The sequence below is a fragment of the Pseudarthrobacter sp. H2 genome, from assembly GCF_050157045.1.
GTDB lineage: Bacteria > Actinomycetota > Actinomycetes > Actinomycetales > Micrococcaceae > Arthrobacter.
Genome location: NZ_CP189594.1, coordinates 2,101,482 through 2,127,501, shown reverse-complemented (window position 1 = coordinate 2,127,501; position 26,020 = coordinate 2,101,482). Strand labels below are relative to the sequence as shown.

At 67.1% G+C, this 26,020-nt stretch carries 27 protein-coding genes and 1 pseudogene; 17 read left to right on the top strand and 11 right to left on the bottom strand.

Features of this window, described 5'->3' with window-relative positions:
• Nucleotides 1-55: 55 nt before the first annotated feature.
• The 3 genes from ACQCSZ_RS10085 to ACQCSZ_RS10075 all read left to right on the top strand — a co-directional run bounded on the left by ACQCSZ_RS10085 (nt 56) and on the right by ACQCSZ_RS10075 (nt 1,843).
• Nucleotides 56-430: a hypothetical protein gene (locus tag ACQCSZ_RS10085; RefSeq protein WP_427007857.1), complete on the top strand. Its 375-nt coding sequence runs from the start codon at nt 56-58 to the stop codon at nt 428-430.
• A 155-nt stretch (nt 431-585) separates the two neighbouring features.
• Nucleotides 586-1,599, top strand: coding sequence for an isopenicillin N synthase family dioxygenase (locus ACQCSZ_RS10080; RefSeq protein WP_427007856.1), 1,014 nt, complete (start codon nt 586-588; stop codon nt 1,597-1,599).
• A gap of 112 nt (nt 1,600-1,711) precedes the next feature.
• The gene (locus ACQCSZ_RS10075; RefSeq protein WP_427007855.1) at nt 1,712-1,843 is read left to right on the top strand and encodes a hypothetical protein; all 132 of its coding nucleotides are present in this window, start codon (nt 1,712-1,714) and stop codon (nt 1,841-1,843) included.
• Here ACQCSZ_RS10075 and ACQCSZ_RS10070 read toward each other — a convergent pair.
• The 5 genes and pseudogenes from ACQCSZ_RS10070 to ACQCSZ_RS10050 all read right to left on the bottom strand — a co-directional run.
• Nucleotides 1,833-2,021 (bottom strand): annotated as a pseudogene (locus tag ACQCSZ_RS10070) (aldehyde dehydrogenase family protein); the annotation flags it as partial. The gene ACQCSZ_RS10075 and the pseudogene ACQCSZ_RS10070 overlap by 11 nt on opposite strands.
• Before the next feature lie 257 nt (nt 2,022-2,278).
• Nucleotides 2,279-3,781, bottom strand: a complete 1,503-nt coding sequence (locus ACQCSZ_RS10065; RefSeq protein ID WP_427007854.1) for an APC family permease — start codon at nt 3,779-3,781, stop codon at nt 2,279-2,281.
• A 217-nt stretch (nt 3,782-3,998) separates the two neighbouring features.
• Nucleotides 3,999-5,408 (bottom strand): aldehyde dehydrogenase family protein, encoded by a 1,410-nt coding sequence (locus tag ACQCSZ_RS10060; RefSeq protein WP_427007853.1) that lies wholly within the window; start codon nt 5,406-5,408, stop codon nt 3,999-4,001.
• Between the two features lie 164 nt (nt 5,409-5,572).
• Nucleotides 5,573-6,535, bottom strand: coding sequence for a helix-turn-helix domain-containing protein (locus ACQCSZ_RS10055; protein WP_427008302.1), 963 nt, complete (start codon nt 6,533-6,535; stop codon nt 5,573-5,575).
• Nucleotides 6,536-6,711: 176 nt separating this feature from the next.
• Nucleotides 6,712-7,323: a TetR/AcrR family transcriptional regulator gene (locus ACQCSZ_RS10050; RefSeq protein WP_427007852.1), complete on the bottom strand. Its 612-nt coding sequence runs from the start codon at nt 7,321-7,323 to the stop codon at nt 6,712-6,714.
• 142 nt (nt 7,324-7,465) lie between these two features.
• On the opposite strand from ACQCSZ_RS10050, the gene ACQCSZ_RS10045 reads away from it, so the two are divergent.
• Entirely contained in the window at nt 7,466-9,382 is a 1,917-nt protein-coding gene (locus tag ACQCSZ_RS10045) for a primary-amine oxidase (RefSeq protein ID WP_427007851.1), read from the top strand.
• Between the two features lie 88 nt (nt 9,383-9,470).
• Complete coding sequence (locus tag ACQCSZ_RS10040) at nt 9,471-9,860, top strand: hypothetical protein (RefSeq protein ID WP_427008301.1); 390 nt, start codon at nt 9,471-9,473, stop codon at nt 9,858-9,860.
• Nucleotides 9,861-9,908: 48 nt separating this feature from the next.
• On the opposite strand, the gene ACQCSZ_RS10035 is transcribed toward ACQCSZ_RS10040, so the two are convergent.
• Nucleotides 9,909-10,130, bottom strand: a complete 222-nt coding sequence (locus ACQCSZ_RS10035; RefSeq protein ID WP_427007850.1) for a hypothetical protein — start codon at nt 10,128-10,130, stop codon at nt 9,909-9,911.
• A gap of 171 nt (nt 10,131-10,301) precedes the next feature.
• Here ACQCSZ_RS10035 and ACQCSZ_RS10030 point away from each other — a divergent pair, with 171 nt between their 5' ends.
• From ACQCSZ_RS10030 to ACQCSZ_RS10000, 7 genes are all read left to right on the top strand, one after another.
• Nucleotides 10,302-11,000, top strand: a complete 699-nt coding sequence (locus ACQCSZ_RS10030) for a hypothetical protein (protein ID WP_427007849.1) — start codon at nt 10,302-10,304, stop codon at nt 10,998-11,000.
• Nucleotides 10,997-11,482 (top strand): nucleotide disphospho-sugar-binding domain-containing protein, encoded by a 486-nt coding sequence (locus ACQCSZ_RS10025; protein ID WP_427007848.1) that lies wholly within the window; start codon nt 10,997-10,999, stop codon nt 11,480-11,482. Before ACQCSZ_RS10030 ends, ACQCSZ_RS10025 begins: the two co-directional genes overlap by 4 nt.
• 243 nt (nt 11,483-11,725) lie before the next feature.
• Nucleotides 11,726-12,580, top strand: coding sequence for an extracellular solute-binding protein (locus ACQCSZ_RS10020; protein ID WP_427007847.1), 855 nt, complete (start codon nt 11,726-11,728; stop codon nt 12,578-12,580).
• Between the two features lie 24 nt (nt 12,581-12,604).
• Nucleotides 12,605-12,820: a hypothetical protein gene (locus ACQCSZ_RS10015; RefSeq protein WP_427007846.1), complete on the top strand. Its 216-nt coding sequence runs from the start codon at nt 12,605-12,607 to the stop codon at nt 12,818-12,820.
• Between the two features lies 1 nt (nt 12,821).
• A complete protein-coding gene (locus ACQCSZ_RS10010; RefSeq protein ID WP_427007845.1) occupies nt 12,822-13,709 on the top strand; it encodes an ABC transporter permease in 888 nt (295 codons plus the stop codon).
• Nucleotides 13,696-14,523, top strand: coding sequence for an ABC transporter permease (locus tag ACQCSZ_RS10005; RefSeq protein ID WP_427007844.1), 828 nt, complete (start codon nt 13,696-13,698; stop codon nt 14,521-14,523). The genes ACQCSZ_RS10010 and ACQCSZ_RS10005 overlap by 14 nt, the downstream gene beginning before the upstream one ends.
• 10 nt (nt 14,524-14,533) lie before the next feature.
• Nucleotides 14,534-15,655 (top strand): ABC transporter ATP-binding protein, encoded by a 1,122-nt coding sequence (locus ACQCSZ_RS10000; RefSeq protein ID WP_427007843.1) that lies wholly within the window; start codon nt 14,534-14,536, stop codon nt 15,653-15,655.
• A gap of 11 nt (nt 15,656-15,666) precedes the next feature.
• Here ACQCSZ_RS10000 and ACQCSZ_RS09995 read toward each other — a convergent pair whose 3' ends face one another.
• Both ACQCSZ_RS09995 and ACQCSZ_RS09990 read right to left on the bottom strand, forming a co-directional pair.
• On the bottom strand, nt 15,667-17,367 hold the full coding sequence (locus ACQCSZ_RS09995) for a multicopper oxidase family protein (RefSeq protein WP_427007842.1): 1,701 nt from the start codon (nt 17,365-17,367) through the stop codon (nt 15,667-15,669).
• Between the two features lie 72 nt (nt 17,368-17,439).
• Entirely contained in the window at nt 17,440-17,802 is a 363-nt protein-coding gene (locus ACQCSZ_RS09990) for a hypothetical protein (RefSeq protein WP_427007841.1), read from the bottom strand.
• A gap of 150 nt (nt 17,803-17,952) precedes the next feature.
• Between ACQCSZ_RS09990 and ligD the strand changes: the two genes are divergently transcribed.
• Both ligD and ACQCSZ_RS09980 read left to right on the top strand, forming a co-directional pair.
• Complete coding sequence (gene ligD, locus ACQCSZ_RS09985; protein WP_427007840.1) at nt 17,953-18,975, top strand: non-homologous end-joining DNA ligase; 1,023 nt, start codon at nt 17,953-17,955, stop codon at nt 18,973-18,975.
• A gap of 188 nt (nt 18,976-19,163) precedes the next feature.
• Nucleotides 19,164-20,384 (top strand): alkaline phosphatase family protein, encoded by a 1,221-nt coding sequence (locus ACQCSZ_RS09980; RefSeq protein WP_427007839.1) that lies wholly within the window; start codon nt 19,164-19,166, stop codon nt 20,382-20,384.
• A 16-nt stretch (nt 20,385-20,400) separates the two neighbouring features.
• Here the strand turns inward: ACQCSZ_RS09980 and ACQCSZ_RS09975 are convergent, their stop codons facing one another.
• The gene (locus ACQCSZ_RS09975) at nt 20,401-20,739 is read right to left on the bottom strand and encodes a hypothetical protein (RefSeq protein ID WP_427007838.1); all 339 of its coding nucleotides are present in this window, start codon (nt 20,737-20,739) and stop codon (nt 20,401-20,403) included.
• Nucleotides 20,740-20,934: 195 nt separating this feature from the next.
• On the opposite strand from ACQCSZ_RS09975, the gene ACQCSZ_RS09970 reads away from it, so the two are divergent.
• Nucleotides 20,935-22,218, top strand: a complete 1,284-nt coding sequence (locus tag ACQCSZ_RS09970) for a class I SAM-dependent methyltransferase (RefSeq protein WP_427007837.1) — start codon at nt 20,935-20,937, stop codon at nt 22,216-22,218.
• 102 nt (nt 22,219-22,320) lie between these two features.
• Here the strand turns inward: ACQCSZ_RS09970 and ACQCSZ_RS09965 are convergent, their stop codons facing one another.
• Nucleotides 22,321-23,253 carry a LysR family transcriptional regulator gene (locus ACQCSZ_RS09965; RefSeq protein WP_427007836.1) on the bottom strand — a complete coding sequence of 311 codons (933 nt, stop codon included), beginning with the start codon at nt 23,251-23,253 and terminating at the stop codon, nt 22,321-22,323.
• Between the two features lie 81 nt (nt 23,254-23,334).
• Here ACQCSZ_RS09965 and ACQCSZ_RS09960 point away from each other — a divergent pair, with 81 nt between their 5' ends.
• The gene (locus ACQCSZ_RS09960) at nt 23,335-24,609 is read left to right on the top strand and encodes an MFS transporter (RefSeq protein ID WP_427007835.1); all 1,275 of its coding nucleotides are present in this window, start codon (nt 23,335-23,337) and stop codon (nt 24,607-24,609) included.
• 27 nt (nt 24,610-24,636) lie between these two features.
• Nucleotides 24,637-25,272, top strand: a complete 636-nt coding sequence (locus ACQCSZ_RS09955) for a hypothetical protein (RefSeq protein ID WP_427007834.1) — start codon at nt 24,637-24,639, stop codon at nt 25,270-25,272.
• Here ACQCSZ_RS09955 and ACQCSZ_RS09950 read toward each other — a convergent pair.
• Complete coding sequence (locus ACQCSZ_RS09950; protein ID WP_427007833.1) at nt 25,250-25,918, bottom strand: alpha/beta family hydrolase; 669 nt, start codon at nt 25,916-25,918, stop codon at nt 25,250-25,252. The two genes, ACQCSZ_RS09955 and ACQCSZ_RS09950, sit on opposite strands and share 23 nt — an antisense overlap.
• Nucleotides 25,919-26,020 lie beyond the last annotated feature (102 nt).

Below are 26,020 nucleotides of genomic sequence, written 5' to 3'. Positions count from 1 at the left end.
GATAAAATTAGAGAGCGCCCGAACAGACGCATCAGTTCGTCGTGGGAAAGGCAGGATGATGACCGACAGCAGCAGCGTTGAAGAACCGGAGAAGAGAAGGCCGGAAGAACCCCAAGAACCCGTACTTCGCGGCCGATATGTCGAAGGCGACTACGGCAAGACCGGCAGGGATGGTGGCCGCCATGCCGACGACGAGGAAGGCCAGTACAGCGAAGGCGACTATGGCGCGGTCGGCAGCGAGGGCGAGCTCCCTGAGCCCCTGGGCGGGAAGGCCAAGGAAGCCGGCCGGTATGTGAAGGCCGACTACGGCGACGCGGGGGCGGTTCCAGGCCGTACCGCCGAGTCGGAAATCGGCCGGTACTCCGAGGGTGACTACGGCGCCGACGGAAAGGTCGATCCCGCCCGCAAGGCCCGTACCGACAAGCAATAACCGCACGTCCATCGGGAGCAGCGCTTCCACCGGATCGCCGGTCAGCCCAAATGTCTTATTTCGACACCTTTGTGTCCAACGCAGCAGACCTGTGCGTAACATTGAGGCTAGTTAAGGCTTCGGCTTGCCAATGGTACCGAAAAGGAATATAAACGTTGCCACTCGAAACATTGCCTGTGCTCGACTTCTCCCGTTTGAATGCCGGCCCGGAAGAGGCGTCCTTATTCCGTGACGAGTTGCGTAACGCCATGCATGAGGTCGGTTTCTTCTACCTGGCCGGCCATGGGGTCCCGCCGGAACTGACGGACGCCATGCTGGACATCTCCCGCCGCTTCTTCGAGTTGCCCGAGGACCAGAAGCTCGCGGTCGAGAACGTCCACAGCCGGCAGTTCCGCGGCTACACCAGGGTCGGCGGCGAACTCACGGACGGCGCTGTGGACTGGCGTGAGCAGATCGACATCGGCGTCGAGCGTGACGCTGTGGAGCCGGGGCCCGGCGTCGCGGACTACTGGCGCCTCGAGGGGCCCAACCTGTGGCCGGAAGCGCTGCCGGAGATGCGGAAGATTGTCTCCGAGTGGACCGAACGGCTGAGCGCCATCTCGCTCGCCCTCCTGCGGGCCGTGGCGGTCTCGCTTGGCGCGCCCGAGGACACCTTCGACGCCGCTTTCGCCGACCGCGCGTTCCCTCTGCTGAAGGTGGTGCGGTATCCGGGGGAGTCCGACCCGGAGCCCAAGCAGGGTGTCGGCTCCCACCGCGACGGCGGGGTACTGACGTTGCTGCTGGTGGAGCCCGGGAAGGGCGGTCTCCAGGTCGACTACCAGGGGAAGTGGATCGACGCGCCGCAGGTCCCCGGAACGTTCGTGGTCAACATCGGCGAGATGCTCGAACTGGCGACGAACGGCTACCTGAAGGCGACCCTGCACCGCGTGATCTCGCCCCTTCGCGGCACCGACCGGGTCTCGCTGCCGTTCTTCTACAATCCGGCGCTGGACGCGACCATGCCGCAGCTCGCGGTGAGCCCGGAGTTTCAAGCCAAGGCCCGCGGCCTGTCCGTGGACCCGACGAACAGCCCGATCCTGGAGACCTACGGCGACAACGCCCTCCGCTACCGGCTGCGGGCCCATCCGAACGTCGTCGCGGTCCACCACGCTGACCTGGTGAAGGGCTGACTGCTTTCCGCTGCGGATTGCCGCCGGAGGACCCGCAGACCGGCTACCTGGCCGGGGATCTGCTCGCGGCGCGCACCCTCGGGGGTACGTCTCGGTCACGCCGGAACTGACGGTGGAAGGGTCCAGGAACGTCTACGCCGTGGGCGACATCGCAGCCATTGACGCGAACAAGGCCGGCATCGCAGGCAGCCAGGCAAAGATCGCCGCCGCCAATATCCCCAGCTCCCGGCACCTCAGCCGTTGATCACCTGCGGCACCCCCAGGGATTTCAGCCCGTCGACGCCGAATTCCACCCCGTATCAGGACTGCTTGGTTCCGCCGAACGGGATCATGGGGTGGACGGCCCCGTGGGCGTTGATCCAGACCGTCCCGGCCTCGATCCGGGCCGCGACCCTGCGGGCTTCCGCCGGGTCCGCTGACCAGTCGGGTTTCGTGGGTTGCATTGCGGCGTTTTGGGCCTGCGTGCCGCCAAATGTTTTTACGGGGCCGTTCCCGAAGCCGTGGTCCGGGTGGCCAGGCCATCCAGGGCACGGTGGAGGAGCACAGCTTTGATGACGACACCAATATCGTGTTCACCAGCGACCACGTCAACGGATGGAGCTGATGCTTGAAACAATTGCCCTGTGCGGCCCGGCAGAAGCCGGGCCGCCCAGGGCAATTGTGAAGGGGGTCCATCCCGTCAGGCGGACGTGTCCGGCGCGCCGCCAAACCCGATGCCCCGGTAGATGTCCGGGCGGTCCCTCTTCAGCCACAGGCCCCAGAACAGCCCGGCAATGCCGGGCACCACCACCAGCGCCGGCAGGATCCAGGAAAGCGGGGAGAAGCCGTCCGAGCCGATCAGGACATTGAAATTGACTACGATCAGCACGAACACCGTGCCGAGCGTCAGCGCGGCCAGGGCGGGCGCAATGACCCGGGTCCACAATGAATACCCGGCTGCGTGCTTGCGGAAGTAGCCGATGACGGCCACCGAGATCAGGACCAGGAGCAGCACCAGGCCGAAGGCCGCCGTGTTGGTCAGCCACGTGAAGAAAGTCAGGACCGGGTACATCTCGCCCAACTCGGAGCCGATGCCGGCAATGGCAAACACGGCCAGCATGGCCAGGGCCAGCACGGACTGGGTCAGCGAGCCGGCAACCGGGGCGTGCCGGGCGTTGACGCGGGCAAAGCCGCGCGGCAGCACGCTTTCACGGCCCAGCGAGAACACGTACCGGGCCACCGCATTGTGGAAGGCGATCAGGGCGGCCAGCAGGCTGGTGATGAACAGGAGCTGCGCAACGTCGGAGACGATCACGGCGCCGTGGCCGGCGAGGAAGACGAACGGCAGGTCCGGACCAAACTCCTGGGACTTCGCCACAATCTGGCTCGGGCCCGTGCCGACGGTCATGGCCCAGCCGGAGAAGGCGTAGAAAAGTGAGATGACGCCGACGGCGATGTACGTTGCCCGCGCGATGGACCTGGTGGGATCCTTGGCCTCCTCGCTGTAGATGGCGGCGGACTCAAAGCCCATGAACGCCGCCATGCTAAAGGCCAGGGCTGCGCCCACGCCGGCCGTGAACAAGTTCGACGGCGCCAGTCCGGCGCCGCTGACACCCTCCGGACTGACGGCAAAAGAGACAACGTCGAAAACGATGACCGCCAGGAATTCCAGCCCCACGAGGACGCCGATGATCTTCGCCGACAGGTCGACCTTGTTGATCCCCAGCCAGCCGACAATCACGAAGCCCACCAGCGCGGTCAGCCACCACGGGACGTCGAGCCCAAGCTTGCCGTTGACAAAGGACGCCGACGCAAAGCCGAAGAGACCGTAGATTCCGATCTGCATCGCGTTGTAGGAAATCAACGCCACCCACGCGGCGCCCACCCCCGTGGCACGGCCGAGCCCCTGGGCGATGTAGGCGTAAAACGCACCGGCATTGCGGATGTGCGCACTCATGGCCGCGTAGCCGACGGCGAACAGCGCCAGGCAGACCCCGAGCACGATGAACGACAGCGGGATGCCGACGTTTCCGGTCACGGCGAAGTTGCTGGGGATGCCGCCGGCCACCACCGTCAACGGGGCGGAGGCGGCGATGATCATGAAGACCAAGGCGGGCACGCCGAGCGTGCGCTTGCTCAGGCCGTTGTTGCTCCCGTTGCCGGCTGCGGTGCCGGTGGACGGAAGGGTTTGTTCGTGTGACATTAAAAACCTCCATTGGGAGAATAAAGATGTCTTGAGTGTGTCAGTGCTCACAGCATTTAGCTTGTTGTTCGCGGCACCGCCATTGACTACCAGTGCAGGACTTCCCTGGGGACCAGGTCCGGCAAGGTTGTCCCAAATGCAGGGGGAGCCGTTGCCACACGTGTGGCAACGGCCCCCGTCTTTGCTTGCCCCGCCTGGGCTTGCCCCGTGGGAGCCCTCAGCCGTTGATGACCTGGGGCACGCCGAGGGCCTTGAGGCCTTCGACTCCGAATTCGAGCCCGTAGCCGGACTGCTTGACCCCGCCGAACGGAATGCGGGGGTCCACGCCGCCGTGGGAGTTGATCCAGACGGTGCCGGCCTGGATGCGTGCCGCCACGCTGCGGGCCAGGTCCTTGTCGGAGGACCAGACGGAGGCGCCGAGCCCGACGTCGAGGCCGTTGGCCATGGCGACCGCCTCGTCGACGGTGCTGTACCGGATGATGGGCAGGGCCGGGCCGAACTGTTCCTCCGCCACGAGCGGGTTGTCATTGTCGATGTCCGCCACGAGCGTGGCGGGGTAGAAGTAGCCGGGCTGCCCCGCCTCCGGGTTCCCGCCCACCAGCACCCGCGCACCGGAGTCCTTGGCCGCGTCCACGAGCCGGGACACGATGTCGAACTGCTGCTTGTTCTGCAGCGGGCCCAGCACGTTGGCCTCGTCCAGGCCCACGCCCATGGGCATGGCGGCGGCGACGGCGGTGAGGGCCTTGCAGACGTCGCCGTAGATGTCCTCGTGGACATAGAGCCGCTTCAGGGCCGCGCAGGTCTGTCCGGTGTTGATGAACGCACCCCAGAACAGGTCCTCGGCGATGGCCGTGGGCTCGGCATCGGGGAGCACGATCCCGGCGTCGTTGCCGCCGAGCTCAAGGGTCAGGCGCTTGACGGTACCGGCCGAGGACTTGATGATGGCCTTCCCCGTTGCCGTGGATCCGGTGAACATGATCTTGCCGATCGCGGGATGTTCGGCCAGACGGGCGCCGACCTCCCGGCCGCCGCAGACCACCGAGAGCAGGCCCTCGGGAAGTTCCTGGTTCAGCACCTGGACCAGGGCAAGGACGCTGAGGGGGGTGTATTCGGACGGCTTGACGACCACGGCATTGCCCATGCGCAGGGCCGGGGCGATCTGCCAGATGGTGATCATCATGGGCCAGTTCCACGGGCCGATCGCGCCGACGACGCCGATGGGCCGGTAGTGGATTTCGGCATGCGTCGCGCCGTCGTCGACCACGGTCTCCGCGGCCAGCTCGGTGGCGGCGGTGGCGCGCAGCCAGGCGGCGCAGGCGCCGACCTCGAAGCGGGCGTTGGGGCCGTTGAGCGGCTTCCCCTGCTCGCGGGAGAGCAGCCGGGCGAGCTCCTCAGCAGAGCGGTCGACGGCGTCGGCCGCCTTGAGCAGGGCCGCACTCCGCCCCTCATGACCGAGGGCCGCCCATGCCGGCTGGGCGGCGGTGGCGGCAGCGATGGCACGCTCCAGATCCCCAAGATCGTGAACCGGCGCCTCGCCCACCGCTTCCCCCGTGGCGGGGTCGAATATGGTCCGGGTTTCGCCGGCGACCGGTGTGATCGCCGTGAGAAGGTCAGTGAACGTTTCCATGAAAACTCCGCTTCGAGTCGGTAGGTGCAAAGCCAGTGGGGCAATGTTGTGATTCTTTGATGCCTCAAGTTTCATTGACCGCCAGCGCCCCGTCTTGTCATTAAGCGAAGGCCTGTTGACCGAAGGCGAACAACCACTGCTGCGGTGCGCCGGGCTGTTCAGGCTCAGGCGGGGCGGCGATATGTGCTGGGGGGCTCGCCGAAGGCGGAGCGGAAAATGCGGCTGAAGTGCGCCGCGTCCACGAGGCCCCACCGGGCGGCGATGGCACTGACCGGGCGGTGCGCCAGCAGGGGGTCCCGCAGCTCGCGCCGGCAATTCTCCAGCCGCCGCGTGCGGATCCAGTGGGCCACCGTGGTTCCTGCCTCCTGGAAGACATTGTGCAGGTGCCGCGTGGAGATGAAGTGCGCGGCCGCGATGCTTGCCGGGGACAACTCGGGGTCGGCCAGGTTTGCCTCGATGAAACGGCGGATTCCGCCCAGGAGTTCCTCGTGCGGGCGCTCGGGGCCGTCCTGGGCCTGGTCCAGCTCCGCGGCCAACATGGTGCTCAGCAGGTCCACGGTGTTGTGGGCCAGCCGGTGCCCGCTGGGGCCGGAGAGCGCGTCGAGATTTTCCGCCAGCTGGGTCATGAAGGGGCTGACCATCCGCCCGAGCCCCTTGTCGGCGGCCATCCGCGTGGCCGTCAGCCGGCCCACTGAACCGGCCGGCAGGTCAAGGGCGTCGTGGGGGAACATCAGCACCAGCGTGCGGCAATCGGACTCGAAGGCCAGCGTGTAGGGGCGGCTGGTGTCATACACGGCAAGGTCGCCTGGCTGCAGCACGGCCTCGCGGTTGTCCTGCACCAGGAGCCCGGTGCCGGCCAGCTGCAGGTTGAGCTTGAAATACGGACGGTCCGACCGGGCGATGAGCGATGGCGTACGGTGCACGCTGTGGCCGGTGGCCGTGACCTCGACGATGGACAGCTCGTCCAGGAGCCGGGAGCGCAGCCGGCCGTGAAATTGTCCGGGGTTGCTGGAGCGCACATGCAACGGCACGAAGGATTCGGAAATGAGATCGTGCCACGCGGAGAAGGAATGGGCGACGGCGGTTTGGACGGCGTCGGCGGTTTCGCGTGCGGCGGTGACGGGTATTCGAGGTCCCTTAGTGGTGCAGGCCGGTGTCGGCGGGAGTCTGCTGGCCGCCGTCGGATGCCCTGCGCCGCGGTGGCGCGAAGGGCGGGGCTGTGGCGGACAACACTTTCCACAACTGTAGCGGCCCATGTGCCGGCTGTCACTTATTTTCAACCGCTGGCGAATAAAATGAAGGGTCAGGACCGGGCACCTTGCGCGGCTGGGTTCAGGAGCAGCAGGTAGGCGTCAAGCTGGTCGCTCAATTGGGCAGGCAAATGTTCCCCGGGAGACATGGCGGCGACGATCTGGGCCCCCAGGAGCATGCTCATCAGCTGGTTGACGATGTCATCATCCTGCGTTGGGACCGTGACTTCGCCCCGGTCCCGCGCCCGGCGCAGATGTCCCTCCAGGGCGGAGCGCCACTGCTTCATTGAGGTCTCATGCAGCTCGGCCTTGACGGGGTCGGTGAGGGCCTTCTGCCAAAAAGGGATGACGATGCGGGCCTCGTTGATGCGGTCCTCGTCCAGCGGCAGCACCTCCTGGCAAAAGGCGCGCAGCGCCTCCATTCCCACCTTGCCGGCCGAGGTGTCGGCGATGCGTTGGTTTGTCCGGTTGAAGACGTGCCCGAACGCAAAGGTGATGAGGTGGTCCTTCGTGGGGAAGTAGGGTTTCAGGGCACCATTGGCAAAGCCGGCCTCCGTGGCGATCTCGCGCATGGTGGCGCCCTCAATCCCATGCCGGGCAATGATGCGCCACGTGGCATCCACCAGCTCAAGGCGGCGCTGGTCGTGGTTGACAATCTTTGGCACTCAAACTCTCCAAACGGGCCGCACGGGCCAGGCGATAGGGCCGGCCCCTTGTGATGCATCTTACGTGCCGGTATTATCTACAAGCATAGAATAATAAACTGGGCTGCCGGGCCGCGGCCGCCCACCCACGGAAAGAGTTGCCATGACAGCCGCCATCGACGTCGACACCGCCGCCCATTCGCTGGCCTCCGCCACAGAAATTACCGAGGTTCGGGACATCCTGCGGGCCGCCGGGCTGCTGGGGGAGTCTGCCCGCATCGCCTACCTGGGCCTGCTGGACCCGCCCCGCGGACAGGAGGAAGCGCCGGTGAACCGCCGCTTCCGCGTGTTCCTGCACGACGTGGCCGGTGCGGCCCCCAAGGACGCGGTGGTTTCGGTGACCAACGGCACCGTGGAAACCGCCGTCGAGCTGGACACTGCCATCACCGGCGAACTGCCGGTCCTGGAGGAGGAGTTCGAGGTGGTGGAGTCGATACTCGCAACCCACCCCGAATGGCTCAAGGCGCTCGCGGCCCGCAACCTGGATGTCGCCAAGGTCCGCGTCGCGCCCCTGTCCGCAGGCGTCTTTGACTACCCGGAGGAAAAGGGCCGCCGGATCCTGCGGGGACTCGCGTTCGTGCAGGAGTTCCCGGAGGACAGTGCCTGGGCGCACCCCGTGGACGGGCTTGTGGCCTACGTGGATGTGGTCGCCAGGACGGTGACGCAGGTGCTGGACACCGGCGCCGTTCCGGTCCCCGCCGAACACGGCAATTACACGGATCCCGAGCTGACCGGGCCGCTGCGGACCACGCAGAAGCCCATCAGCATCACCCAGCCGGAGGGGCCCAGTTTCACCGTCTCCCACGGAAACCACGTCGAGTGGGAGAAGTGGAGCGTCGACGTCGGATTCGACGTCCGCGAAGGCGTCGTGCTGCACAACATTGCCTTCCAGGACGGCGACCGGCTGCGGCCGATCATCAACCGTGCGTCCATCGCAGAGATGGTGGTTCCCTATGGGGATCCGTCGCCGATCCGGTCCTGGCAGAACTACTTCGACACCGGCGAGTACCTCGTGGGGGCGTACGCCAACTCGCTGGAACTCGGCTGCGACTGCCTGGGCGACATCACGTACCTGAGCCCGGTCATCAGCGACGCCTTCGGCAATCCCCGCGAAATCCGCAACGGCATCTGCATGCACGAGGAGGACTGGGGCATCCTGGCCAAGCACACCGATCTCTGGTCCGGGATCAGCTACACCCGCCGGAACCGCCGGCTGGTGATCTCCTTCTTCACCACCATCGGCAACTACGACTACGGCTTCTACTGGTACCTCTACCTCGACGGCACCGTCGAGTTCGAGGCCAAGGCCACCGGCGTCGTGTTCACCAGCGCCTTCCCCGACGGCGGCTCGGCGAACATCTCCCAGCTGGCTCCCGGCCTCGGCGCGCCCTACCACCAGCACCTCTTCAGCGCCCGGCTGGACATGGCGATCGACGGGTTCACCAACCGCGTCGAGGAGGAGGACGTGGTCCGCCAGGCCATGGGCGAAGGCAACGAACGCGGCAACGCGTTCTCCCGGAAACGCACCGTCCTGGCCCGGGAGTCCGACGGTGTCCGCGAGGCTGACGCCCGCAGCGGGCGGACCTGGGTGATCTCCAACCCGGAGTCCAGGAACCGCCTCGGCGAGCCCGTGGCCTACAAGCTCCACGCCGAAGGGCAGCCCACGCTGCTGGCAGACCCGGAGTCCTCCATCGCCCGGAGGGCTGCCTTCGCCACGAAGGACCTGTGGGTCACCCGCTTTGCCGACGACGAGCGCTACCCCACGGGCGACTTCGTGAACCAGCATCCAGGGGGAGCCGGGCTGCCGGCGTACGTGGCGCAGGACCGCGACATCGACGGGCAGGACATCGTTCTCTGGCACACCTTCGGCCTGACCCACTTCCCGCGGCCCGAGGACTGGCCCATCATGCCCGTGGACACCGTGGGATTCAAGCTGCGCCCGGAAGGGTTCTTTGACCGCAGCCCCGTGCTGGACGTGCCGGCCTCGGCCAAGGCCGCCGGCGGCCACTGCCATGCATAGCTGAGCGCACGTGAAGACGATCCCGGCACGGGCAACGGCACGGGCAAGGGCCCGGGTCCGGGCGGCCGGCCCCGTCCTCCACTCCCGGATGTGCGCCGCCGTGACCGCCGCGTCGTGTGCGGCGCACCTGTGGCTGGCCGCGGGGAACCACCATGTGCCCGGGCTGGGTGTGTTGATGCTCGCCATGGTGGCAGTGTGCCTGCCCTGTTCCCTGCACATCTGGCGGCACCCCCGCGCCAGCGCGGTCCATAAGGTCATGGCCTCGGCCCTGGCAATGGCTGTCCTGCACGCCTTCCTGCTGCTGTCGGCAGGGCCGTCCGGTCACAGCCATGGAACATCCGCCCGGGCTGCCGCCGGAAGTGCAACGTCCGCTGCCGAAGCCTCGCTGGCGGTCATCGCCCTGGAAATCGCGACGGCGCTCCTCGCCGCGACGCTGCTGGCCCGGCTCCGCCGCCGGGGCGTTGTGGCCGGACGCTGACGGACGCTGACGGCGGCGGCGGCGATTCCGGGAAGCCGGCCGTCCGGGCTACCCCTTGCCTTCGCCGTCCCAGCTGACATGGACCCAGCGCTGCCCCTCGCCGTCCCAGGACTCCGAGTGTCCCAGCAGGGCAATGTCGTCAAAGGTGGCGTCGATCCCGTGCCGGTGCAGCGTGTCGCGCAGTTCCTCGGTGGCCTCCCGGACCGCCGCTGCGATGGCCTCCGGGGCATCGGAGGTAACGGGCCGGGACGCGTCATAGATTGCAGTCATGGATGCCATTCTTCACGCTTGGTCCGGTCCTGGGAACAGGCCGCGTGGCGGTCGCCTTAAGCGTGGCGGTCTCCTTAAGAAGGAACGGGGTCGCGGCATCCGGGTAGCAGGCGCATCATGAAGTGAAACGCCGCTGATCCGGTGTCAGCGGGGGGACGAGGAGTGACCGTCATGCATTTTTCCTTCGTGTCGATTCCCGCCGCAGGCCACGTTAATCCGACCCTGGCCGTAGTGTCCGAGCTGGTCCGCCGCGGCCACCGGGTCACCTATTTCACCGCCGCCGGCTTCGCGCCGCGGATCGAGGACGCCGGGGCGGCTTTCCGCGCCTCCGGGGAGGACTGGATGGCCTGGTTGCCGGTTCCGGGCACCGGCCAAACGGACAGAGGGCCGCAGCTGCTTCCGCTGATGCAGCGCGTGTTCGAGGACCTTCGGGGCAGCTTTCCGGCCCTGGTCGAACATCTCAGGGAGGACCCGCCCGACGCCGTCTGCTTCGATGCGATGACCCTCAGCGGCAGCATGGCGGCGGAGAAGATCGGTGTCCCTGCGATCGCACTGATGCCCACCTATGCCACCAATGAACACTTCTCGTTCAGGGCGCTGCTTCCCGCCGAGCCGCCCCCGGAGATGAAAGAGGCATGGACGACGGCGGCCCGCCTGGTCGCCGAGTTTGCAGCCGGACAAGGGGTAAATACGCCCCGGATCTTCGACGGACCGCCCGCACCGTTCAATATCGTCTTCATTCCCCGTGAGTTCCAGCCCATGGGCGGGACGTTCGATGAACGGTTCCAGTTTGTGGGTCCCTGCGTGGGCCGGCGGGAATCCGGCCCGGCGTGGACGCATGAGGGGCCCCGTCCCCTGCCACCCCCTTGAACCGCCGCCCGGACTTCTTCCGGCTGTGCCTGGAAGCCTTCGGCCACAGCCAATGGGACGTCGCCATGGCCATCGGAGAACAGACGGACCGCGGCTTGCTCGGGCCGATTCCCGCCAAGGTCCGGATCGAACCGTTTTTTCCGCAGCTCCAGGTGCTCCGCCAGGCGGATGTCTTCCTCACGCATGCCGGCATGAACTCGACCATGGAAGCTCTCTATTTCGGCGTCCCGCTGGTGGCCGTCCCGCAGCAGCCCGAGCAGGAGGCCACGGCCCGCCGGCTGGAGGAACTTGGCCTGGGCCGGCGGCTGGCGGCCGGGGATGTGACTGCGCCGGACCTTTTGCGCGCCGTTTCCGAGGTCAGCGCCAATCGCGGGATCCGGGAGAAAGTCGCGGCCATGCGCGGGACCATCCGTGGCGCAGGAGGGGCCACTGCCGCCGCCACGGCCATCGAGGCCCATGCGCACGACCCGTCGGTTTATTAAGACAATACAACTGTTGACTAGTGAGCAACTTCACAGTTAGAGTTGCGAAACCGAAAGCCGCCGGACAGCGGATTTGAGATCCCCCGGTGAGCGGGTGGACGGTGCGCGCGACCCGCCGCCGTCGATCCTTCCGACACCCAATTCTTCCGACGCTCTGCAGGACCCGCACCAGCCCGCAACCCCCGGCATGCCTTCCTTCGGCGTGCCGCGGCACGCCGGCGCCAATGAGAGGCAGTTTCCGCCGTGACAGATTTCCGTTCCACTCCCTTTGACCGCAGGCAGCTCCTCAAGGCGGCAGCGCTGACGCCGTTTGCGGGTCTGGCGCTTTCCGGCTGCGCGGCCAAGCCCGCCGAAAGTGCCGCGGCCAACAAGGCGGTGACAGTAACGTCCTATGGCGGGTCCTACAACGACCAGCTGACCCAGACGATCCTGGATCCGTTCTCCAAGCAGTCGGGCATCCAGACCACCCTGCTGGCCAACACCAGCCTCGCGGCGCTCAAGGCGCAGGTCCAGTCCGGGGACGTGCAGTGGGACCTCGTGGAGATCACGGCTCCGGAGTACGAGACAGCCGTTGCCGAGGGCCTGCTGGAAAAGTTCGACTACGACATCATCAGCGACAAGGGCCTGCCCGGCTATGCCAAGGCCGAGTACGGCATCAAGTACCTGAGCTTCCTGTTCGTGATGGCCTGGGACCAGAAGGTCATCCCCGATGCACAGGCGCCGAAGGACTGGGCCCAGTTCTTCGACCAGGACAAATACGATACCAAGCGGTCCGTGTACAACCAGCTCTCGGACAGCTCCGTCCTGGAGGCCGCGCTCCTGGCGGACGGTGTCCCGTTCGACAGGATCTACCCCCTCGACGTCGACCGCGCGCTGCAGGTCCTGGGCCGCCACCCCGGCAAGGACCGCCTGCTCTACCACGCAGCCAACCAGGAGCCGATCCAGCAGCTGACCTCGGGCGAGGTCTCGCTCTCCACCAGTTTCAACAACCGGATCAACGCGGCCCGCAACGACGGCGCGAAGCTGAACTTCTCCCCGGAGAACGCGGTCCTGGCGGGAGACTATTTCGTGGTGCCGAAGGGCGCGAAGAACAAGTAAGCCGCTTTCAAGCTGATGAACTTCATGTCCAACGACGCCGAAGCCGGCGCCGCCTTCGACAAGGTCACCAACCTGACCCTCGCCAACACGCCGGCCCTGTCCAAGCTGCCCAAGGAGATCGCCGACACCCTCCCCACGAGCCCCCGGCTCGCCGACAAGATCCTGGTCCGCGACGACAAGTGGTGGTCGGAGAACCTCAAGAAGACCGAACAGCAGTTCAAGCTGTGGCAGGCCAGCTGATATGAGTACCGCAACTCTGCAGCGGTCGCGGCCCGGCGGCCGCGGCACCCCCGAGCCGGTGGGAGGCACTCCGCGGCGCAGGCGAAGCGGATGGTGGCTGCTGCTGGCTCCGATCCTCGCCTTCGACCTGCTCCTGTTCCTGACGCCGCTGGGCAAACTGGTTGGCGCAAGCTTCGCCGACAACGCCTACCAGCGGGTCCTGGCGGACCCGCTGGTGCTGCGGGCCCTCGTCAACACGCTGACCATCAGCCTGGCCAGCACCATCGTGACCGTGGTGCTGGGGTACATCATCGCCCTCGTGCTCTGGCGTGCCGGGAACGTCACCCGGGTGATCCTGTTCGCCGTCGTACTCCTGCCATTCTGGACAGGCATCCTGGTCAAGAACTTCGCCTGGGCCGTGCTGCTGCAGGACAACGGAATCGTCAACGCGTTCCTGCAGGGCATCGGGCTGACCGGCGGGCCAATCCCGCTGCTGCACAACCGGTTCGCCGTCATTGTGGGCATGGTCCACTGCCTCCTGCCCTATGCGGTGTTCCCGGTCTTCTCGTCGCTCACGTCCATCGACGACCGGCTCGGGCTGGCGGCCCGCTCGCTCGGCGCGCCGGAAAGGTCCGTCTTCCGGCGCATCACCCTGCCGCTGAGCATGCCCGGTGTCTCCGCTGCGGGTCTTCTCGTGTTCATCATCAGCACTGGCTTCTTCATCACCCCGGTGGTCATGGGCGGCCCGGGCGACATGATGATCGCCAACCAGATCGACTACTACGCCCGCCAGCTGACGGACTTCTCCGGAGCCGCCGCACTGGCCGTGATCCTGACCGTCATGGTCAGCGTCCTGGTGGCTGTCTACCAGCGGGTACTCAAGGCAGGAGGGCAACATGAAGACAATTGATCCGCAGCGCCGCCTTCTGGCGCTCCTCTCCATTCCGGTCTTCCTTTTCCTGGTGATTCCGACGGCGATCGTGGTGCCGGTTGCGCTGAACGACAGCCGCTACATCACGTTCCCGCCGGAGGGTATTTCCTTTGCCGCAGTGGCGGGATTCTTCGCGGACCGGGCCTGGACGTCCGCCCTGACGGCCAGCCTCCAGTCTGCCGGGATAGCCGTTGTCATCGGCGTGCTGCTCGGCGCCACCGCGGCGATCGGACTGCACGGGCGCAAGTTCCCGGGGCAGCCCGCCGTCGTGGGCCTGATCCTGGCACCGATGATCGTGCCGACAGTGGTGCTGGCCCTGGCTTTCTACCAGTTCTTTATCTCGCTCGGCATGGTCGGCAGCATCGTCCCCATCGGCCTGGCGCACGCTGTGATTGCCACTCCGTACGTGTATCTGACGACGCGGGCCAGCCTCGCGGGGCTGAACCCCGCGCTGGTCCGGTCCGCGCAGAGCCTGGGGGCGGGTGCGCTCCCGGTATTCCGCCATGTGTATCTGCCCGTCATCCTGCCCGGCCTCATCTCCGGGGCACTCTTCGCGTTCTCTGTCTCCATCGACGAGACGGTGATGTCCCTGTTCATGCAGTCCCCGGGGGCAACGACATTGCCGGTCAAGATGTTCACGGATATCCAGTTCAACCTGACGCCGAAGATCGCGGTGTCGTCCGCTCTGTTGGTCAGCGTGGCAACCATAGGGCTTCTACTTCAGGTCGTGTTTGTCCTCAAGCGCCGATCCACAGCACGGATGCTGCCGCTGGCCGTGTCCGCACAAACGTAAAGGAAAGTCGATGACCGCATCAGTAATTTCCGCCGGACCAATTCCGCGGTCCGGCAGCGCCGCACAAGGCGCCATTGAGCTACGCCAGGTCAGCAAAAACTACGGCGACGTCATTGCCGTGGACCAGTTGGACCTGACGGTCCGGCCCGGCGAGTTCGTCACCCTGCTGGGACCCAGCGGCTCCGGCAAAACAACCACCATGATGATGGTTGCAGGGTTCGAGGAACACACCGCCGGTTCCGTCCTGATCGACGGCACGCCGGTGGATTCACTGCCGCCCCGCGAACGGAATCTCGGCGTGGTGTTCCAGAACTACGCACTGTTCCCGCATATGAGCGCTCTTGAAAACGTGGAATTCGCCCTCCGCATGCGGAAGGTTCCGCGCGCCGAACGCCGGCAGCGGGCCGCGGATGCCCTGGACCGGGTGGGGCTGGGCAAAATGGGCGGCCGCAAGCCCCGCCAGCTCTCCGGCGGCCAGCAACAGCGGGTGGCGCTGGCCCGGGCGCTGGTTTTCAACCCGGCGGCGTTGTTGCTGGATGAGCCCATGGCCGCCTTGGACAAGCGTCTCCGCGAGCAGATGCAGGAGGAGATCAAGGCCTTGCAGAAGAGCCTGGGCATTTCCGTGCTCTTCGTGACGCACGACCAGGACGAGGCCATGGCCATGTCGGACCGGATTGTGGTGATGAGGGACGGGAAGATCATCCAGTCCGGACCGCCGGAGGAGGTCTACAACCACCCGCTCACGGACTGGGTGGCCAGCTTCCTCGGTGACACCAACCTCATCCCCTGCACCATCGTTGAGCGGAACGGCGAAGAAGCCGTCGTGGACCTCGGTGGCCTCGGCCTGGCCAGGGTCCGGGACCGCGGAGCCGACGGCGTGAACTATGCCGTTTCCATCCGCCCGGAGCACCTCAAATTCAGCACACAGGCCGCCGCGGGCAACGGCTGCGCCGCGACGCTGTTGTCTTCCACGAATCTGGGGGCCACGGTGCGCCACCGGCTCACCGCCGGCGGCCATGAACTCCAGCTGCGTGAGCTGAGCTCCGCGAGGGGAGCCGGGTCCGGCCCGGATGAGGACTTGTGGGTGGGGTGGGACGAAGACAGGGCCCAGCTGCTGGTTCTGGAATCCTGAGCCGCGCTGCATCAGGTCCCGGCCGGGAATCCGGGCCGGTACACAGGACGGAAATGGTCCGCGGGCAGGGGATCACGGATGGGCGGGTCAGTGGTGATCGGGTCGTTCTTCCGCAGATCACCTATCGAGAACTGCACCATCATGTCGTGGTCCTCGTGCACCAGGTTGTGGCAGTGAATCATGTAGCGTCCCCCTCCTCCGGTGTCGGGCCCCGTGTTGAACTGCATCAGCGCGGTGATGGACTCGTTTTCGCCCGCATAGAAAACGTCCTTGGGGCCCTTCTCCCAGGCGAACGGCCTGCCGCCGTTGGTGCTGCGGGCGATGATCTTGGCGTCGACGAAATGGATGTGAACGGGATGGAACCAGCCGCCGGATTCGTTCGCGATGGTCCATTGCTCCACGGCAAAGGGCTGTGGGCTGCCAAACAGTCTGGTAAAACCGGACTTCTCGACGTCGGCCCAGGTAACGCCGTTGATGGTCCATTCGCCGTGATCCCGCCTGAACTTGAGAACCCGTTTGGCCACGACAAGGTCGGGGGTCAGATCCATCGTGGAGATGCCGCCCTGGGCCCGACTCGGCGTGCCGCCGTCGTCGAGCGTGGCGGGGATGCCGGCGATGGACCCGGCACCGGAGCCGGCGTCCGCCACGACCTCGAACCGCATGATTTTGCCGGTGTTGGCGAAGTCGAAGGTGTTCTTGTTGCTGAGGTTGCGCAGCTCGACCAGCTGGCCTGCCCGGTATTTCCGGAAGTCGACCAGGACCTCGTAGCGCTCCGCGGTGCACTGCCGCCAGGATTTCACGGCCTGGACTTTCGGCACCATGCCGGCGTCGGTTCCGACGACGTAGACGGGATCCCCGGTCGACAGGGTCGGGCGGTAGGAGCGTGAGATGGAGGCCACGAGCACCCGGAAGCGGTAGATCCGGGGCTTGACCTTCATGGTGGGCCACGGCACCCCGTTGACCATGATGACGTCGCCCCACAGCCCCTTCCCGTCGTTGTCGTTGAACCCGAGCGAGCCGTCGGCGTTGAACATGGCGTCCGAAATCATCAGCGGAACGTCAAACTCCCCTTGGGGCAGCTGGGCTTGCTCGGACTTGTCGGAGAGCGGATAGAACCCGGCCAGGCCCGAGTAGACGTTCTGGGCCGTGATGTGGTGCTTGTGGTCGTGGTACCAGAGCGTCCGCGCCGTCTGCCAGTTCGGGTAGCGGTAGTTCTTGACGTTGCCCGGAACGGTGATGTCGTTGGCGTAACCGTCGTACTGGGGCAGCGACGCCGAACCGTGCAGATGCGTGACGGTGTTGATCGCCTCGGGAAACAGCAGGCCGGTGGAGGGGAACGCGTTACGGATCCGGACCTCGACCCGGGTGCCCCGCGTGGCCCGGAGCGTGGGGCCGGGGAAAATACCGTTATACCCTGCCAGGGTGGTCATCAGCCCCGGCACGAACTGCGCCTGGCCGAGCTTCTGGGTAAGGGCGTACCGGGCGAACGGACGCGCACGGTCGCCGTCGTCGAATCCCGTGGCAAACGGCACGAGCTCGGGCGGGCGGCGGAAAACTCCCCGATAGGGAACCGGCGTGTTCCGGGCGGCCAGCCGACTTGAGGGGATGGGGGAGAGGACCGCGGGCACCAGGCCGGCGCCTGAAGTCTTCATTCCCGCCATGCTGAAGGCGCCCAGCGCGCCCACCTGAAGAACTTCCCTGCGAGACGTCATGACCTCTCCTCAATGGGGTGCCTGTGGTGCCGGGTGCGGGAACGGGCAGGAACTGCCGGCGGGCAGGCCCGCTCACCACGTCAGGTCTTGTGCCTTGATCTCGTAGTGGCCATCACGCTGCGTGAAGGTCGCCTGATACCCCCGCTTGGCGCCGTTGACGATCATCTGGCAGTCCGTGTGGGTGGACACCTTGATGTCCGGAAAGTTCTTGCACTCCACCGCGGATATTGTGGTTCCGGGTGTTTTGGGCTTGGCCCGGGCCATGATCCTGTCCGCCAGGACCTTACCGCTCGTCTGCGGGTCAAAGCTCACCGCGGACGGCGGGGCGGTTGCCGTGACGGTGACGGTGGCGGTCGGGGTGGGGCTGTCGGTGGTCGAGGCGCATCCTGTCAGCAACAGGAGCCCGCCGAGACAGACTGCAAGACTGGATCTCATGAAGCATCTCCCCGTTTCCATTACCGCTCCTGTCAGGAATGGTGCGCTTCCGAGCTTGGGGAAACCTTTGCGGGCGGCAGAACGGAGAAACACCTTGGCGCGCAGGTCCGGGCTATTGGGTTGCGGCCGCTCCGGGGGTAGCTTGTCCCCATGGTCAGGGAAGAAGCCACGGTCACCGTCAGCAGTCCGCAGGGCGCCCGGGAACTGCGGCTATCGAGTCCCGGCAGGGTGCTCTGGCCCAAGCTGGGCCTGAGCAAACTGGACCTTGCCCGCTACATCGTCGACGTCGGGGACGCCTTCCTGGCGGCGAACGGCGACCGGCCCGTGACGCTGCAGCGGTTCTCGGACACCGTCGACGGCGAACAGTTCTTCTCAAAGAATCCGCCCAAGGGCGCCCCGGACTTCGTCCGCTCGGTGACCGTCGTCTACCCGAGCGGACGCTCGCATCCCCAGCTGGTCATGGACGAGGTCGCGGCCGCGGTCTGGGCGGTGCAGATGAACACCGTGGTGTTCCACCCGTGGGCGTCCCGGGCCGGCAACCCGGACAACCCCGACCAGCTCCGGATCGACCTTGACCCGCAGCCCGGCACCGGGTTCGCGGAGGCCGTCCCCGCCGCCCTGGAGCTGCGGTCCGTCCTCGCCGAGGCCGGCCTGACCGCCTATATCAAGACCTCCGGAAGCCGCGGGCTGCACGTTTTTGCCCCCATTGAGGCCACCCGCGAGTTCCTTGAGGTGCGGCACGCCGTGATCGCGGCAGCACGCGAACTGGAACGGCGGATGCCCGAAAAGGTCACCACGGCCTGGTGGAAGGAGGAACGCGGAACCCGGGTCTTCGTGGACTTCAACCAGGCGAACCGCGACCGCACCATCGCGGGGGCCTACAGCCCCCGCGCCCTGCCGAACGCCACCGTCTCCTGCCCGATCGGCTGGGACGAGCTGGAGGGAGCCAACCCCGATGATTTCACCGTTCTCACCGTGCCGGCGCGACTCAAGGACACTGGTGATCCCTGGGCGGCGATGCATTCCAGCGCGGGCACCATCGATGCACTCCTCGGATGGTGGGAGCGGGACCTCGCGGCAGGGCTAGGAGAGCTTCCCTTCCCGCCGGACTTCCCGAAGATGCCGGGCGAACCGTCCCGGGTGCAGCCCAGCCGGGCACGCAGCAAGGATTAGGCCGTGCCGGCTACACCCCGAGCAGCCGCTTGCCGTTGAACCAGCAGACGGCGGCATTCACAGGGATTACCAAGGGACTATGGGGGCAATCCTGATCCGGGCGTGGAATGGTTCCAGTACTGGGGATGCCCGTCCCAGCGGATCGGGCGGATCGGGCGATCGGCGGATCGGGCGAGGGAAGGCCGGAAATGATGAGCCGGAATGTCGCAGTAGCTCTGAACAGGAAGCCCACGGCACGTGCCACGTGGCTGATTCTTGCCGCGGTCCTCACACTGGTGGCCACGGCGTGCGATTCGACACCGCCCGGCGGTGGCCCCTCGCCCGGCACAAGCTCCGCAACGCAGACGCCCGGCACCAACCCGGCGACGGAAGCGCCGAGTTCCCGGAATCCCGACGGCGGCGCGTCGGCCGGAGCGGAGTCTCCGGGGTCAACGCAGGGGTCCGGGAAGCCGGGGCATGTGTTCGTGATCAACCTCGAGAATAAGGGCTACGAGAGGGTCTGGGGTGCCGGATCCGCGGCCCCGTACCTGTCAGAGACGCTGCGCGCCAAGGGAGTGCTGCTCTCCGAGTATTACGGGATCGCGCATAACTCGAACCCCAATTATCTGGCCCAGATTTCGGGGCAGGCGTCGAATCCGATGACCCGCAGCGACTGCCCGAGGTATGCCCTGTTCGAGCAGACCGGGGCCGCTTCGCCGGGCCAGGTCCAGGGTACCGGCTGCGTGTATCCGTCCTCGGTTCCCACCGTCGCGGGTCAGCTCAGCGCGGCTGGTAAAACCTGGAAAGGCTACATGGAGGACATGCAGACCCCCTGCCAGCATCCGGAACCGGGTGCCAAGGATGACCACCAGGGCGCCCAGGTGGGGGACCAGTACGCCACCCGGCACAATCCCTTCGTCTATTTTGCGGCGATCACCTCGTCCCCGGAATGCCAGAGCAACGTTGTTGATCTCACCGCGCTGGCCGGTGATCTGCAGTCCACCGGGACCACGCCGAACCTGTCCTACATCACGCCCAATTTGTGCAACGACGGCCACGACAGTCCGTGCGTCGACGGAAGCCCGGGCGGACTGGAAAGCGCCGATGCCTGGCTCCGGCAGCAGGTTCCGGCCATCCTTGACTCCCCGGCCTTCAGGCAGGACGGCATGCTGGTGATCACGTTCGACGAGGCTGAAGGCAATACGACCGGACCCGCCGGGATGGTGCCCGGCGGCACAGCCGGGGGCAGGATCGGCGCCCTGGTGATCTCGCCCTTTACCCAGGGGGGATCGTCCTCGGACAAGCCATACAACCATTTCAGTCTGCTGGCCAGCATCGAGGACGCCTTCTCGCTGCCCCGGCTCGGCTACGCCGGGGCGCCGGGATTGAACAGCTTCGGCGCGGACGTCTTCAACGCCCGGTCCCGGTAGGGCCGCGCAGTATCCGTTAAGCCTTGACGGCGCGGACGACCCCGCGCACGGCGAACCCCAGAGCGCACGCCAGCGGGACCAGCCCGGCCAGGACCGCCACTGTATTGGGCCGGAACACCACATGGCCGCCCTTGCCTGGCCCATAGACGCCCAGCGGAAGCACGCAGCCGCCGCCTCCTCCGCCGGCAGCAGCCTCACCGCTGCCGTCGTCGGGACTGGAGCCGCCACCGAAGCCAAAGGTCACCAACGCCACCGGGATGATCTCTTCACCGGCGATCTGCACGGCGGCGCCGTAAGCCCTGGACACACCCACGTTTTTGAACGCCTCCACGAGGGACGCAAATTCCTCAGCCATAGCCATCACGATAGACATCCGGCGCAGGCAGCGCCAGAGCCGTCACAGCCTCGAACGGACCGCGCCTTCCACGGCGGCCGAAGAATCTGTTGGACTTAGACCCTGTCGGAAGCACGTGCTGGCCAATAGATTGGAGCCAGGGAAGCGCCGGGCGCTTCCCGACCTGTCTGCGGTGCCGGAAGAGAGGCAATGAATATGACGAAAACCACGGGGGCGGCATCACGGCTGGCCGAAGCGCTGGCGGTCGTCCTGGGAACTCGGGAGATCCCGCTGCGGCTGCGTGCCTGGGACGGTTCTGAAGCCGGCCCCGCCGACGCCCCGAAGATCGAGTTCCGCTCCCGGCGCGCGCTGCGCCGGATCCTTTGGTCGCCGGGGCAGCTCGGTCTGAGCCGCGCCTACGTGGCCGGGGAGATCGATGCTCCCGGGGACATCTTCGCGGCCTTCGCGGCCCTGAGTTCCGCCGGCAAGTTCGCCGAGCCCGGCCCCTTCCGGCCGCTCACGGCGCGTGAGCTTCGGACCCTGCTCACCACCGCCGTCCGGCTGGGCGCCCTCGGTCCCAACCCGGCACCTCCGCCGGAGGAAGCCCAAGTCGCCCGTCACGGCCGGCGCCATTCCAAAGGCCGGGACGCCGCGGCAATCTCACACCATTACGACGTCGGCAATGACTTCTACGCGCTCGTCCTCGGCCCCTCGATGGTCTATTCCTGTGCGGTCTGGGACGACGAAAACACCGGACTGGAGGCCGCCCAGGAGGCCAAGCTCGATCTGGTCTGCCGCAAGCTGGGCCTCAAGCCGGGCATGCGCGTCCTGGACGTCGGCTGCGGCTGGGGCAGCTTCGCCCTGCACGCCGCCCGGAACTACGGGGTCGACGTCGTGGGCGTCACGCTGTCCACCGAACAGGCGGCCCTGGCCCGCAAGCGGGCGGCCGGCGCCGGGCTGACGGACCGCGTGGAGATCCGGGTGCAGGACTACCGCGACGTCGACGACGGACCGTTCGATGCGGTCAGCTCCATCGGCATGTCCGAGCACGTGGGCTGCGAGCAGATCAACCGGTATGTCTCCCAACTGCACGGGCTGCTGCGTCCCGGCGGCCGGCTGCTGAACCACGCGATCTCCTGGAACGCCGGACCCACGGCCCCGGACCCTGACTCGTTCATTCCCCGCTATGTGTTTCCGGACGGCGAGATGCTCAGCCTCGCCGAGATGGTCGGCGCCCTCGAGTCCGGCGGCCTGGAAGTGCTCGACGTCGAAGCCTTGCGCCGGCACTATGCACTGACCCTCCGGGCCTGGGTGCGGAACCTGGAGGAACACTGGGATGAGGCGGCGGCGTCGTCCGGCGTCGGGCGGGCCCGGGTGTGGCGGCTCTACATGGCCGCCAGCGCGCTGGGCTTCGAGACCGGACTGACGGGTGTGAACCAGGTTCTCGTGCAACGCCCGGGCGGCAGCGAACCGCCGCTGCGCCGCACCGCCTGGTTCTGAGGCCGATGCGTGGAACGCCCAGGACTGGGACACCTTCGCGCGCCAGGCCGGGCGGATCGGCCACGACAAGCGGTCAGCGGCCGTCGGCGGTCGTCGGCGTCGTCAAATAGCGGGCCCTCCCGGGGCCGGGGGTGCATCCGGCCGTCCCGCTTCCCGGAACTTGCGGATCAGGACGTGTTCGGCCGCCGTGGCCTGCCGTTCGGCCGAGCGGGCCAGCTGGATCCGCCAGACCAGCGGCGTGCGGATGGTCCACAAGCCCGGCACCCCGTCGTCCTGTAGGGCGGACTCCGGCAGCGCGGACTCCGGCAGGAAAGCGACGCCGAGGTCCTGCCTGACCAGCTCCAGGGCCATGCCGAAGGAAACGACCTCGGCGTGGACCGTCCGGTTCAGCCCGGCCGCGGTGAAGGCGCCGTCCACGGTGGAACGGTTGCCCCAGCCTTCGGGAAAATCAATGAAGGGCTCATCAGCGATCTCTGAAAGGGAGACGCGTTTCCGTTTTGCCAGGCGGTGATGGCCTGAGCAGACGAAGGCGATTTCCTCCGCATGCAGCGCGTGCAGTTCAATCCCGGCCGCGGCCTCCCCGGATACGGACACCAGCGCCAGATCAAGCGCTCCGGAGCGCACATCCGCCAGGCTGCTGCGCGTTCCCTGCACGGTCTGCCGGAGCTTGACGACGATGTCCGGGTAGTCGCGGCGGACCGCCTGCAGGATCTTGAGCACGTCAATGGAGCCCGCGTGGGCGAGGGTGCCCAGGGCCACCGTCCCCCGCACCGTCCCGCGGACGGCGTCGACGGCGTCCCGCGCCGCCTGGATGTCCGCCAGGATCCGGTGCGCCCGCGGAAGCAGCGCCTCGCCGGCCGGCGCGAGCCGGATGGTCCGTCCGTGGCGGACGAAAAGCTCGGCCCCCAGCTCGCGTTCCAGCTGCCGGATTGCCGCCGAGACGGCGGACTGCACGATGTGGACGCGCTCGGCGCCCCTGGTGAAACTGAGAGCCTCGGCAACCGCCACGAAGTATTCAATCTGGGAAATCTGCATCAAAGTATTATCGCCGATGGCGATGAATTCGACCGTGAATGAACGTTGGACGCGATGTGGGGAGGGTCCGATACTGGAGGAATGATTAACACTTCAACGGCCGCCGCTCCTGCGGCCACAGCGGCAAAGCAAGCACACGAACGCCGGCACGGGCGCGGATTCTGGATCGTCACCTTCGTCTTCATGATCACCATGGCCTTCGCAGCCGCACCCGCCCCGCTGTATGTGCTGTACCAGCAGCGGGAAGGGTTCAGCGCGTTCACCATCACGGTCATCTTCGCCGCGTACGCCGTCGGCGTGGTCGCCAGCCTGTTCCTGGCAGGCCATATTTCGGACCGGTTCGGCCGCCGCCGGATCATCGCCCCGGCCGTCGTGCTGAACGTCCTTTCAGCGCTGATCTTCATGGTCTGGCCCGATCTGCCGGGCCTGCTGCTGGCGCGGTTCATCTGCGGGCTCGGCATCGGGATGCTCACGGCCACGGCCACGGCGCATATGACCGAACTCAACAGCGAAGCGCGCCCCGGCACGGGGTCCCGGCGCGCGGAGGTCATCTCCACCGCCGCCAACATCGGGGGCCTGGGCATCGGGCCGCTCCTGACCGGATTCCTGGCCGAATACGGGCCCCTGCCGCTGTACACCCCGTATGTCGCCTTCGCGCTCCTGCTGCTGATCGGGCTGCTGCTCGTGGTGACAGTCCCCGAAACCCTGAAAAGCGTTGACGAATCGTGGGTCTACCGGCCGCAGCGGGTCGTGGTTCCCCGGGCTGCGCGCGGACAGTATGCGGCGGCGGCCATGATGGCCTTCGCGGGGTTCGCCATGTTCGGGTTCTTCACCTCACTGGCCCCGTCCTTTGTCGCCGGGCAGCTGGGGAACAAATCCCACGTGGTGGCCGGTGTCGTGGCCTTCGTGGTCTTCGCCTCCTCGGCGGCCTTCCAGGTTCTCTCCTCACGCTGGGCGCGCACCGCGCAGTTCGCCGTCGGGCTGGCACTGCTGGCTGCCGGCCTCGTCCTCGTCACCGTGGCCATCATCCTGTCCTCCCTTCCGCTGCTGATCGCCGGCGGAATTGTTGCCGGGGCGGGCGTCGGCGTCACGCTTAAATCCGCGATCGGAACCGTCATCGCAATTGCGGCTGCGGACACCCGTGGAGAGGCGCTGGCCGGGCTCTTCCTCGTCGGGTATATCGGCATGGCGCTGCCCGTCGTACTGTTGGGGCTGATCATGCAGGCCATCCCGCTGGTCCCGGCCGTCGTGATGTTCGGCGGCGTCATGATGGTACTGATAGCCATCACGACGCTGACGCTGGTCCGGACCTACGGCCGGGGCGCTTCACGGCCGGAAGGCACACCGGTTTCCTGAACCAGGCGAATCAAAGGAGAACACACCATGGCTGAATGGCAGGACGCTCTTACCGGATGGGCCGCCGGATGGCTCGCCGTCCAGGGCCGGACGTCGGCGGTCGAGGGGAACGGCGTCGTGGCCGTACCGGACGTGGAATCCCAGGCGGAGTACATCCTCGCGTGGCCGGGAACCGGCGTCGACGACGTGGCCGCACTGGTCCTCAAGCAACCCGGTGCCGTCCTGACGCTGGCAACCACCGAGCCCGGGAAGGCGCGGGAGTATGCCGGGGCCCGGGGCCTGGCCGTCGTCGGAGAGGCAGCCCTGCTCGCTGCCCGGACGGACGATCTGGACTCCGTGCCGGCATTGCCCGAGGATGCCCAGCTCGCCGAGGCGCCCCTGGAGCTGTACGACGTTGTCGAGATTTCGGTCTTCGACCATCCGGTCGCCAGCGGCCGGATCAGTATCCAGGAGGGCCTGGCCGTGATCGGGGGAGTCCGCACGCAGAGCCCGGACGACGCCGATCACCTGGGGGCAGCGGTTGTGGCTGCGCTCGCCGACGAGGCGGGCGTGCACGGCGCCGGCACCCTTTACACAGTCATCGACCCGCAGGGCGTGGCTGGCTACACGGCCTCGGGGTGGGCGCCCACGGCCGTCCTCCTCAGCTTCGGTGCCCCGTCATGAAGGCCGCGACCGCGCCCGCCAGCGATGCCCCGACCTCTTCGGCGCTGCGCTTCAGGCCTGCTACCTCAAAGGTGTGGCCGCCGCCCTGGCGCCACTCCAGAGTCGCGGACGGGCCGATCGCGGCCACCACGCCCTCAAGCAGTTCGGGGGTCGCGAAGGGATCCCGCGTGCCCTGCAGGAAGAGCATCGGCAGCGTCAGGCCGTAGAGGTGCTCGTCGCGGAGCTTTTCCGGTTTGCCCGGCGGATGGAGCGGGTAGCCGAGGTAGACCAGCCCGGCCGCGGGCATGCCCTCGGCGACGGCCATCGAGGCCATGCGCCCGCCGAAGGACTTGCCGGCGGCCCACAGCGGCTCGCCGTTGGAGCGGGAGGCGGCGTCCTCCATGGCAGCCCGCCAGGCCGCGATCGCGGCCGGTGGCCGGTCCGGGAACTTCCTGCCGGCCTCGCGGTACGGAAAGTTGAAGCGGAGCGTCGCGACGGACTCCTCGTTCAGGGACCGGGTGAAACCGGCCAGGAACGGATGTTCCATCCCCGCCCCTGCCCCGTGGGCGACGACGAGGGTGGCGAAGGGGTTGTCGGGGCGGGCATAGACGCCGGAGATCCGGGTACCGCCGACGGCGATGGTGATGGGGGATTCGGGAACGGGCATGAGTCCATGATGCCGGGTGACCCGCCCGTCGTCGGGACATTGCCACGACGACGGCACGGTGGGAACCGGGACGGCCGTCCCCGGCGGCGCTAGGCTGTCCTC